Annotated in this window: 11 protein-coding genes; 2 read left to right on the top strand and 9 right to left on the bottom strand. The window is 60.9% G+C overall.

Annotation, left to right across the window (positions count from 1 at the left end):
• Window positions 1-165 precede the first annotated feature (165 nt).
• The 4 genes from IYW40_RS04350 to IYW40_RS04335 form a co-directional block, all read right to left on the bottom strand.
• Entirely contained in the window at window positions 166-1,536 is a 1,371-nt protein-coding gene (locus IYW40_RS04350; protein WP_196399529.1) for an HTH domain-containing protein, read from the bottom strand.
• A gap of 124 nt (window positions 1,537-1,660) precedes the next feature.
• Complete coding sequence (locus tag IYW40_RS04345) at window positions 1,661-1,915, bottom strand: TfoX/Sxy family DNA transformation protein (protein ID WP_196399528.1); 255 nt, start codon at window positions 1,913-1,915, stop codon at window positions 1,661-1,663.
• Window positions 1,912-2,211: a WYL domain-containing protein gene (locus tag IYW40_RS04340; protein WP_196399527.1), complete on the bottom strand. Its 300-nt coding sequence runs from the start codon at window positions 2,209-2,211 to the stop codon at window positions 1,912-1,914. The genes IYW40_RS04345 and IYW40_RS04340 overlap by 4 nt, the downstream gene beginning before the upstream one ends.
• An 11-nt stretch (window positions 2,212-2,222) precedes the next feature.
• Window positions 2,223-2,885 (bottom strand): TetR/AcrR family transcriptional regulator, encoded by a 663-nt coding sequence (locus tag IYW40_RS04335; protein WP_196399526.1) that lies wholly within the window; start codon window positions 2,883-2,885, stop codon window positions 2,223-2,225.
• A gap of 74 nt (window positions 2,886-2,959) precedes the next feature.
• Between IYW40_RS04335 and IYW40_RS04330 the strand changes: the two genes are divergently transcribed.
• Window positions 2,960-3,826 (top strand): aldo/keto reductase family oxidoreductase, encoded by an 867-nt coding sequence (locus IYW40_RS04330; RefSeq protein WP_196399545.1) that lies wholly within the window; start codon window positions 2,960-2,962, stop codon window positions 3,824-3,826.
• Window positions 3,827-3,981: 155 nt separating this feature from the next.
• Window positions 3,982-4,638, top strand: coding sequence for a pyridoxamine 5'-phosphate oxidase family protein (locus tag IYW40_RS04325; protein WP_196399525.1), 657 nt, complete (start codon window positions 3,982-3,984; stop codon window positions 4,636-4,638).
• 172 nt (window positions 4,639-4,810) lie between these two features.
• On the opposite strand, the gene IYW40_RS04320 is transcribed toward IYW40_RS04325, so the two are convergent.
• The 5 genes from IYW40_RS04320 to IYW40_RS04300 form a co-directional block, all read right to left on the bottom strand.
• A complete protein-coding gene (locus tag IYW40_RS04320; RefSeq protein WP_196399524.1) occupies window positions 4,811-5,479 on the bottom strand; it encodes an ATP-binding cassette domain-containing protein in 669 nt (222 codons plus the stop codon).
• Window positions 5,476-6,648 (bottom strand): ABC transporter permease DevC, encoded by a 1,173-nt coding sequence (gene devC / locus IYW40_RS04315; RefSeq protein WP_196399523.1) that lies wholly within the window; start codon window positions 6,646-6,648, stop codon window positions 5,476-5,478. The genes IYW40_RS04320 and devC overlap by 4 nt, the downstream gene beginning before the upstream one ends.
• Window positions 6,645-7,661 (bottom strand): HlyD family efflux transporter periplasmic adaptor subunit, encoded by a 1,017-nt coding sequence (locus IYW40_RS04310; protein WP_196399522.1) that lies wholly within the window; start codon window positions 7,659-7,661, stop codon window positions 6,645-6,647. Before IYW40_RS04310 ends, devC begins: the two co-directional genes overlap by 4 nt.
• Complete coding sequence (locus IYW40_RS04305; RefSeq protein ID WP_196399521.1) at window positions 7,658-8,074, bottom strand: DUF2147 domain-containing protein; 417 nt, start codon at window positions 8,072-8,074, stop codon at window positions 7,658-7,660. Before IYW40_RS04305 ends, IYW40_RS04310 begins: the two co-directional genes overlap by 4 nt.
• 152 nt (window positions 8,075-8,226) lie before the next feature.
• On the bottom strand, window positions 8,227-9,309 hold the full coding sequence (locus tag IYW40_RS04300; RefSeq protein ID WP_196399520.1) for a helix-turn-helix transcriptional regulator: 1,083 nt from the start codon (window positions 9,307-9,309) through the stop codon (window positions 8,227-8,229).
• Window positions 9,310-9,497: the final 188 nt, after the last annotated feature.

The raw sequence follows: 9,497 nt of genomic DNA, 5'->3' as shown, positions 1-9,497 counted from the left end.
GGGCTACGCGCGGCGGCGCGAGCCTCGGAACTCGGCGCGACAGGATAACGGAAATCATCCGTAGCAAATTTCCAAACTGACACAACGCCGATCGTCGTCAGGACGATCGGCAATGTGTTCGCCGCCGCGCAGCCGCATGGAGCGGTTAGCGGATCGCGGCCAGAATCACGCCGGCGCCCAGGCTTGTTTCGACGCCAGCTTCTCGGCCTTTGCGCCGGCGCGCAGCCGCGCGGGGCGATTTTCCAAGCCGCTCCAATAGGCTTCGAATTCCGGGCGCTTGTCGATCACGCCGAATTGCAGCCCAAAGCCGATCATCGACCCCACATAAACGTCCGCGGCGGTGAACATGTCGCCCGCAATATATCGACGTCCCGCCACAGCCCTGGCCAGCGCGTCCATCACGGCGGCGTAGGAGCCGTAACCAAAGCGGGTCTGCATCTCGGGCGTCGCGGGGTCCCAACCGGCGGCGTGGTTGCTCATCGCCGGCTCGACGCAGCCTGCGGCGAAAAACAGCCAGCGATAATAGTCGCCGCGCGCCCCGGCCTCCGGCGCGAGCCCGGCCTCCGGAAAGGCGTCGGCGAGATAGGCGCAGATGGCGGCCGCCTCGGTCACCACCGTCTCCCCATGCTTGATGGCCGGCACCTTGCCCATGGAATTGATCGCAAGATATTCGGGCGCCTTCATCGTCGTTCCGTAATCCTTGACCTCGATCGAATAGGGCGCGCCGACCTCTTCCAGCATCCAGTGCGCGATCAGGCCGCGTGATTGCGGATTGGTATAGAAAACAAGCTCCTTCGCCATGGATTTTCCCTTCGGCTTTCTTGATGCGGAGGGACTGTATGCGATGCTGCTGTCAGCTTCTGTCAGCATAGTTTGACGCCATTCTCTCACCAACGCCTGACGGCGGCGCGGCGGGCGCGCGTCCAGAATATGCGCCGTCTCGATACGATCGGTTCGGAAGTGTCGGAAGGCGCGCCGCAACTCGCACCAGCCGACGAGAACGCGGGCGGATTCGAAAAAGCCGAGCGCTACCGGCCAAATGACGCGCTGCGTCCGCGCGCCTTTTTCATCGCGATAGGAAATGGCGAACTTGCGCTCTTCGCGCAGCGCGCGACGCAACAGCGTTAGTTCGACATGCTGTGGCCGCTCCCAGCCCGGGCCGACCAGCAGCGCGTCATCTTCCAAACGGGCCCTAAGCTCTTGCGGCAAAACCGCCGAGATTTTCGCCACTGCGTTGCCGGCGGCCTCCGACAGCGCGTCGTCGGTGCGGCGCGCCACCCATTTCGCGCCAAGCGCCAGCGCCTCGATCTCTTCCTCCGAAAACATCAGCGGCGGCAGGAGAAAGCCGGGACGCAGCACATAGCCGACGCCCGGTTCGCCGTCGATTTCCGCTCCCATGGCCTGCAAAGCGCCGATGTCGCGGTAGAGCGTGCGCAAGGAGACGCCCGCTTCGCGCGCCAACTCCGCCCCGCTCACCGGCTGGCGGCGTCGTCGTAACATTTGCAGGAGTTCGAACAGCCGGTGGGTGCGAGCCATGGGGGCAAAATATCATAGGATGCTGTCAAAAACTGACAGCTATTCGCGCCAACGGCGCGCGCCCCCACTGATCAGCGCACCCGCCGCCATTGCGTCAACCATGAAGGAGCGCAATGAAGATCGCCTAGTTCTTCGCCGCGCGGCGCAAGCCTTCCTTGGTCTCGGGATCGAGCGAGCGCCAATCACAGCCGCGAAGGGCCGCCTCCATTGCGTAGAGCGCGATGATCGTGACCTGACGACCAAATCGGAATTTGAGCCGATGATAGGCGTCGACCGCGCCGATGCGGCGAAGATCGCCCTCGCGGTGGACGCCGACATCGGCCAGCATTTTCGCTGTGGCGGGTCCTAGATTTCTCATCTCTTCGATGCGCAGGTTCAACACGGCGTCTCCGCTGCATCAAGGCGCGAAAGATAGTCTTTGTACGACTTGCCACGCTCGTCGTGAAAGCCGCGATCGGTCGCCTTGAGGTTCTCGATCCGCTCCACGCGGAAATCGGTTCGCAGCTCGCGCCAGGCGGTGAGCGTCCATGCCAGCCCCCAAAACTCAAGGCGTAAGGGGCGGACAATTCTCTGCGCGCGCGTCTCGTCGAGCTTTCTGTATCTCATGTCGAGGGCGGCGCACGAAGCCATCGCACGACTTTTATCGCAGTTCTGTTCGACCAGGCTAAGACGCAAGGTCCTTCGATTTAGGTGATCGCCGCCGGCGTGCGGGGGCGCTCGGGCTTGAACTGATGGGCTTGGAGATACGCCGTCACAAGCAGGAGGAGTTCCCTTTCGAGGCGCGCCCTGAATTGGGCCGGCGCATGTTCTTTGAGAAAAGTTTGGACCGGCCCGACCAATGCGCCAAGCGCGATCTTGGCAACCATGGCAGGATCGTCGAATCGGACGTCCGGCGCGCTCGCCAGCATGGCGGCGACAGCCGCCTCTATACGCGAGCGCATCCGAGCGGCCAGCACAGCGCCGCCTCGTTCTTCAGCAACGGCATAGAGCGCCTTCGCTTCCCTGGGGTCGCGCAGCTTCGCAGCCAGGAAGGCGACGACGAAAGCTGAACCCATCTGCGATAGTTGTTTGCCTCGATGTTCGTGGCAGGTGCGCGCGACCGCGTCGGCAATGCCCTCCAGATGCTTTTCGAGGACGCCGGCGAGCAGCGCATCACGGTTGGGATAATATTGGTAGAGGCTTCCGACCGACATGCCCGCGCGCTCGGCGATACGGGTCGTCGTACAGCGACTCAGGCCCTCCTGGAGCAAAACCTGAATGGCCGCCAAGTGCAGCGTTTCGACGGTCGCGGCGGAGCGGACCTGAACCGGGGTTTTTCTGGGCTTTAGGGTCGTTACGACGGCGTTCATGGAATGCGAATTCAGAAAGCGAAGAATTCTTCATATATTTGCGTGAATGGCGCGAAACAAGGACCCACGCAATGATGACCACGTTCACCCTCGGCAAGCGCATCGTGAAGCGGCTCGGCTACGGCGCGATGCAACTCGCGGGACCCGGAGCGTTCGGTCCCCCCAAAGATCATGATGCGGCGCTGACCGTGTTGCGCGAAGCGGTCGCATTTGGGGTGAACCATATCGACACCAGCGACTTCTACGGCCCGCATGTCACTAACCGGTTGATCCGCGAGGCGCTGCATCCCTATCCGGATGACCTCGTCATCGCCACCAAGATCGGCGCGCGGCGCGGCGCAGACGGCTCATGGCTGCCAGCCTTCTCGCGCGAAGAACTCGCGCAAGCTGTGCATGACAATCTGCGCAATCTCGGCCTCGACGCGCTCGAAGTGGTCAATCTGCGCGTCATGTTCAGCGCTCACGGCCCCGCGGAAGGTTCGATAGAAGCGCCGCTCACCACGCTCGCGGAGCTTCAGCGGCAAGGGCTTATACGTCACATCGGCCTCAGCAACGTCACGCCCACACAGATCGCGGAAGGTCGCGAGATCTGCAAAATTGTCTGCGTGCAGAACCACTATAACCTCGCGCACCGGGTCGACGACGCTCTCATCGACGAGCTCACCGGCGGCGGCGTCGCTTATGTGCCCTTCTTTCCGCTTGGCGGGTTCACGCCGCTGCAATCCTCGACCCTATCCAATGTCGCGCGGAACCTCGACGCCACACCCATGCAGGTCGCTCTCGCCTGGCTGCTTCGTCGCGCGCCCAATATTCTGCCGATCCCCGGCACGACGTCGGTCGCGCATCTGCGGGAGAATCTCTCAGCAACCGAACTCGATCTGCCGGATGAGGCGACTGCTTTACTCAATGGCGTTGCAGCAAACATCGGTTCGTCTGACTGAGCAGTCATCTCGGGCAATTTTCCTGAGCGAGGCGAGGCATTTATCCTCTTGTCACGATCCGGCGGCTCTTGACCATTGACGCCGCGCTCGTCTGTGGCATGGCGTCCCTGAGCTAAAAAATTCCTCGCGTTCGACAGACGATTGGAGAGAGATCGATGTCAAAATTCTACGGCGCCGAGCACCGCAAGCTTCAAGACGAATTCGATACGCGCCGACTCGCCGATTTAATGGAGGGCGGCGTCATGCACGCCGAATTTGCTCCCCATGAGGTCGAATTCATCCAGTCTCGCGACATGTTCTTTCTTTCGACGCTCGATCCCGCCGGCCGTCCGACGGTCTCCTATAAGGGCGGCGCTCCGGGCTTCGTTCGCGTCGTCGGTCAAAGCTCGCTCATTTTCCCGTGGTTCGACGGCAACGGCATGTTTTACTCCGCCGGAAATCTGGCGGAAACGAGCAAGGTCGGCCTGCTTTTCATCGATTTCGTCACGCCTAATCGGCTTCGTGTGCAAGGCGAGGCAAGACTCATGCGCGAAGCGTCGCTGCTCGCTTCCTACCCTGGCGCGCTATTTGTCGTCGGCGTCGAGGTCGAGAGCATGTGGGTGAATTGTCCTCGTTACATTCATCGCTACGAGAAAATCACCGAGTCCAAATATGTTGCCGCAGAAGGAGATGAAGCGCCGCTGCCGGGATGGAAGCGGATCGACATCGTTCAAGAGGCGCTTCCATCTCTTGATCGAGAGCGTGTCGAAGCCGCCGGCGGCGTCATCGACCAAGCCGCGTACGGGGATCTGCTCGCGAAGGGCGAGGCTTAACCTCGCCTTTCGCCGGAAAATGCGCGTGAGACAAGTCCTTGAGCGCGTTGAGTTCGTCGACTGCGGCGTGGCGGTCGGCGCCGTCGTAGTGACGCCAGCCATTTAGCGGGCCTCTCAAGCAAATTGGGGCAGTAGCCGAGCAAACTGGCTGCGCTTGGTACGAATTCAATTGCTATTTAATGATCCCATCCTCGAGATTAATGATGCGATCCGCAATATCGAGTATTCTATAATCATGGGTGACGATCAGGATCGTCGTTCCATTCTGCTTGGCGAGATTTCTTAATATCTCGACGGCCTCATGGCCGCTATTCTTATCGAGAGACGCGGTTGGCTCATCCGCGAGCACGATCTTCGGTCTGGAAACCAAGGCGCGCGCGATCGAAACACGCTGGCGCTGTCCGCCAGACAGCTGGGAGGGCCGATAGTCCAGACGCTCCCGCAGTCCGACCTGGGTCAGAATTTGATGCGCGAGCCCAACCCGTTCCTTTTCAGAGGAAACGTCGTGCAGCTCAAGCGCCATGCATACGTTCTCTGTGGCGGTCAGCGAGAGGAAGAGATTGTGCTGCTGAAAAATATACCCTGTCTGCCGCCGCACGGCGATCCGCGTGCTGGCTTCGCTTCGCACCAATTGCTCGCCGAGCACGACGACGCTTCCAGAGGTCGCAAGCCTCAGTCCTCCCAAGATGGTCAACAGCGTCGTTTTTCCGGAGCCCGAGGGGCCGGTTAGAATGACAATTTCCCCGACATCGATGGAAAGATGGATATCTATCAGGACTTGACGGCCCAACTCGCCAGAGCCGAATGCGAAGTTCAAACCTTTCACGTCGATCATGCTCATGAGAACATGTCCGCCGGATCGGTCGATTTCAGTTTGCGTATCGCCAGTAAGCCGGCAAAAGCGCACATCGTCAGTATAAAGAAGAACACAACGGCGATTCGATCGAGGCCCATGGGAAAGGGTATGAAAATGGAGCGTTCGGCCACTCTATAAAACACCATCGACAGCGCGACGCCCGGCAGAAATCCAAGCACCGCTAGATACACGGACGAAGCAAAAACGATATTTCGTAAATAAGATTGGCTATAGCCCATCGCCACCAGCGTGGCGTATTGGGGAATGTTATTTCCAATATCCGTGAATAATATTTGGTAGACGATCACCATGCCAACGATCAGGCCCATCAGCGTGCCGAAACCGAAAATAAAGCCGAGCGGCGCTGAATTCTCCCAGTAACCTTGCTCGAAGCGGACGAGTTCGTCATAGGTCAATACCCGCACTTCCTGCCCGACCAGTCGCAAGAGTGCGGCTTGCGCGGCGACAATGTCGGCGCCCGGCGTCAGCATGATGAAGCCCAGATCAATCTGATCGAGCGATCGCGATGGAAAGATTCGATGGAAGTTGAGATCGCTCATCACCACATTGCCGTCGGCGGCGAAAGTGGTGCCCATGCTGAAGGTGCCGATGAGCTTCACTTTGCGGCCATTGATTTCGGTGATGTCGCGTCCGGAGGCGATCAACTCCTGTATCGGGCCAAACTCGGGGCGAGAGTTTACATCGAACAATGCCGTGTCCTGGCGCTGCAGCTCGGCTCTGAAACTCTCAAATTGGTCGATACGGATCGGTTCGGCGTTGGGATCATAGCCATAGATCATCAGCGTCCGCTGGACATGAGTGTCCATGTTCTTGAATTGGCCGAGCGACATGTAGAGGGGCACGACTCGGCGCACCTCCGGAAGGCCCAAGGCGCGCATCAGGGTGCTTCGCTCGTAGGAGACGGGACGCCACAGGGCTTCCGTCTGCTTGTGCAGTAAAAACAGCTGGCCCTGCATTTTCAGAGGCGCGGAAGCCGCGCTCGTATAGAGGGAATCTCGAAAGCCAAGCTGCATGAACACGAGGACGCAGGCGAATAGGACGCCCAAGGTGGCGGCAAGCAGTTTGGGCCTATCATAGACCAGCTGGCGCCAAGCCAGGCGAGCGGCGAAGAAGACCGGGCGCAGGCCGGTCATCGCTCGATGCGCACCTGAACCTGACGGAAAAGCTGGTGCCGAAGCTGGTCGATCCCCGGGCGCTCTAATGTCAATCGCACCTCGACGATCTTATTGTCCCGATCCGCGAGCGGATCAGTGTCGTTGACCCGATTTTTGCGCACGAGAAAAGCGATCTCACGCACCTTTGCCTGGTATGGCGCGCTGACCTCCGGAAGCTTCACAATCGCCTTCTGGCCGACTCTCACGCGTGGAATGTCCGTCTCGTAGACTTCGGCGACGACGTCAAGTTCGTTGAGATTCGCAATGTCGGCCACACCGTCGGGACCGATGCGCTCGCCGGGCCGTGCATTGATCTTGATAACAACGCCGTCGATCGGCGCGGTCGACACCGCCTGCGACAGCTGCGCCTGTTTGAGCTCCAGATTGGCCTCGCTCTGCTGAATGCTCGCCGTCGCAACGTCGACATCCGCCTTGGCCTTTTTCAGGCGTAGTTCGACGCCATCAAGCGCGGAAAGGGTGGCGGAGCCGGACTTGTAGAGGCTCTTTTTGCGATCGCTGTCGCGCTGGGCGCTCTCTAGCTCTGCCTCGGCTGCAAGGAGACGCGCCTTAGCGGCGCTAATTTCGGCCGTGGCCAGCGCCACTTCCGCCTGGCGACGTCGCCGGTCCGTGAGCACCACGATCGGGGCGCCGGCCTTGATGAATTGGCCTTCCCGTACCAGTATCTCGCCGACGATGCCGCCCGTGACGGCGGCCTCGTTCGAGACACGGATGAGTCGAGAGCGAGGTTCGATCCGGCCGAGAGCGCCGACGCCAGGAAAATTTAGCGCCCGCGGCGTCTCCTTCATTTGTTTGGTCGGCGCTTCGTCCCCCACGAAATATTCGGCGCGGACGAAAAGCGCCACGCCAAGGGCCAGCGCTGTGATCAGAACCCCTTGCAGGATCGATCGTATGGGAGTGCGCTTTTCCGGCGGACGCCCCGCCCGGCGCGCGCCCGCGCCCTCCGACACTCCGACTGCAAATCCGTGAGTCATTTCACCCGCCGCCATAGTTCCGATTGACAGAGTATCGAGAGACATGCGGTCATTTTCAACATCCCGTTCGGTTGCACCTGCAAAGAGCCCGTGTAGCTCTTGCCCTCCTCGGGATCGTAAACGCGCCCCCCGGTCCAAGCGCCATTTTCCGGCTTGAAATGGGTGAGGACCTGAACGCCGACCACCGGACGCGAGCGCAGCTTCGGGTCAGGATTGTGCGAATCGCGCGCCGCGTCTCCCGCAGGGTTCGCGAAAACATGCGCGACCGTTCCGCACATGTCGCCGCCGCAAGGCGCGATTCGCACATGCGCCTTTCCGCCCTCGGTCAGCCATACGCCCTGGACATCATTATCCGCGCGCGCGACGCCGCATGAGGCGACAACGCCAAGGAGAGCGAGCGAAGCTAGGCGCATCCCGTATTTCCTTTCCTTGGTCCGCTTTCTTCGTGACACGTCAGCCGCCCTCAGGCTCTCGGGATTCCGATTTCGGCAGGCCGAATTTGAAATTCGGCGGTCGCCGGAAGGACTATCGAGGCCTTGCCCGAACCGCGACGGCGCGTTCGCCATCATTGGGGCGCGGCGAGAGCTGGCGACGCCTCGAGCTTGCGCAACTCCTGACGGCGATATTCGCTGGGCGTGATCCCGCAGGCCCCCTTGAAGGCGCGGTTGAACGGACCCAGGGAGGAAAAGCCGGCGTCGAGCGCGATGGTGAGGATCGGGACTTGTCGCTGGTCTGGATCCTCCAACGATCGCTTAGCGTCCTCGATCCGATAGCCGTTCAGATAGGCGTTGAAGTTCCGGTAGCCGAGATGCTGGTTGATCAGCCGCCGCAATCGATACTCCTGAACGTTCATTTTTTGTGCGAGCGCGGCGATGACCAGGCCGTCCTCGCGATAGACGCGCTCCTGCGTCATCAACTGATCGAGACGGGCCGCGAGTCTTGCGTAATCCGCGTCGGGCGCGGGAGCTGCGTCGGTCGTAGGCCGTCGCCGCGGAAAGGCGCCGAACTCGCCGACGCGAAGGAGTTCATAGGAAAGGAGCACCACGAGCAGGGCGATCCCCGCTATGTTCACGACGACCCAGGGTCGAAGACCCGGCGTCCAACCGTAAATGCTGTCGGCGATCGTCACCACAAAGGCGTACGCCGCGATGGAGCCGACGAAAATCGGCCGGGCGCGGCGGCGCGCCTCCACCAGATCATCCGCCCGGCGGACCCAAACCCTCCGCAAGGCGTCGCCCGCAAAGGCGAAAGCGCTGATCTGGCAAATCAGAAAACTCGCGTCCGCCCAGAGTTCGCCAAAACCTGGGAACACGAATTCATGCAGGATCGTTAGTGTGACGACGAAGCATGCGACGCCGTATTCGCGCCAGCCGGGCCTGAAGTCGTCGTCATACCACGCGCGGGAAAACATCCAGAAGAGCGGCATCGCGGCGGCGGCCAGCGGGAATGCCGCAAATCGCAGGAAGGAGAGGTCGCCCAAATCGCCGGGGAACGAAGCGGCGAGATAAGCGATGACGGAGGCGATGAAGGCGATCCCGTATCCGACCGCCGGCGTTTGGCGGAATTCACGGACGAAAGCCGAAAGAACGACCAAGAGTCCGCCTATGGCGACGCCACGGAAGAAGATGTCCAGTTCCGCCAAGGTCATGCGCAGCGTATCCCTCGCGATGATTTCAGCAAGAGACACAAAAATTTCACGCGGAAGCAACCCTTCGAGCGCCTGAGCGCGCGCTTCTCCTGGTCGCCGTCAACCCCTGTCGCGAAAAATGCAGTCCATCCCTTTGACTGCTGGGGCCAAGCGCAACGTCATCCGCGCGGCGCGTCGAACAGGCCGGA

This window comes from Methylocystis sp. H4A, assembly GCF_015709545.1.
Classification (GTDB): Bacteria; Pseudomonadota; Alphaproteobacteria; order Rhizobiales; family Beijerinckiaceae; genus Methylocystis; species Methylocystis silviterrae.
The sequence above is the reverse complement of the archived record's forward strand: the minus strand, read 5'-3'. Positions and strand labels throughout refer to the sequence as shown.

Bases quoted from the DNA above. Each gene is read 5' to 3' on its own strand.
- IYW40_RS04330 (WP_196399545.1), top strand. From the start codon at position 2,960: ATGACCACGTTCACCCTCGGCAAGCGCATCGTGAAGCGGCTCGGCTAC.
- IYW40_RS04325 (WP_196399525.1), top strand. From the start codon at position 3,982: ATGTCAAAATTCTACGGCGCCGAGCACCGCAAGCTTCAAGACGAATTC.
- IYW40_RS04310 (WP_196399522.1), bottom strand. From the start codon at position 7,661: ATGACTCACGGATTTGCAGTCGGAGTGTCGGAGGGCGCGGGCGCGCGC.
- IYW40_RS04320 (WP_196399524.1), bottom strand. From the start codon at position 5,479: ATGAGCATGATCGACGTGAAAGGTTTGAACTTCGCATTCGGCTCTGGC.
- IYW40_RS04335 (WP_196399526.1), bottom strand. From the start codon at position 2,885: ATGAACGCCGTCGTAACGACCCTAAAGCCCAGAAAAACCCCGGTTCAG.
- IYW40_RS04300 (WP_196399520.1), bottom strand. From the start codon at position 9,309: ATGACCTTGGCGGAACTGGACATCTTCTTCCGTGGCGTCGCCATAGGC.
- devC (WP_196399523.1), bottom strand. From the start codon at position 6,648: ATGACCGGCCTGCGCCCGGTCTTCTTCGCCGCTCGCCTGGCTTGGCGC.
- IYW40_RS04350 (WP_196399529.1), bottom strand. From the start codon at position 1,536: ATGGCTCGCACCCACCGGCTGTTCGAACTCCTGCAAATGTTACGACGA.
- IYW40_RS04305 (WP_196399521.1), bottom strand. From the start codon at position 8,074: ATGCGCCTAGCTTCGCTCGCTCTCCTTGGCGTTGTCGCCTCATGCGGC.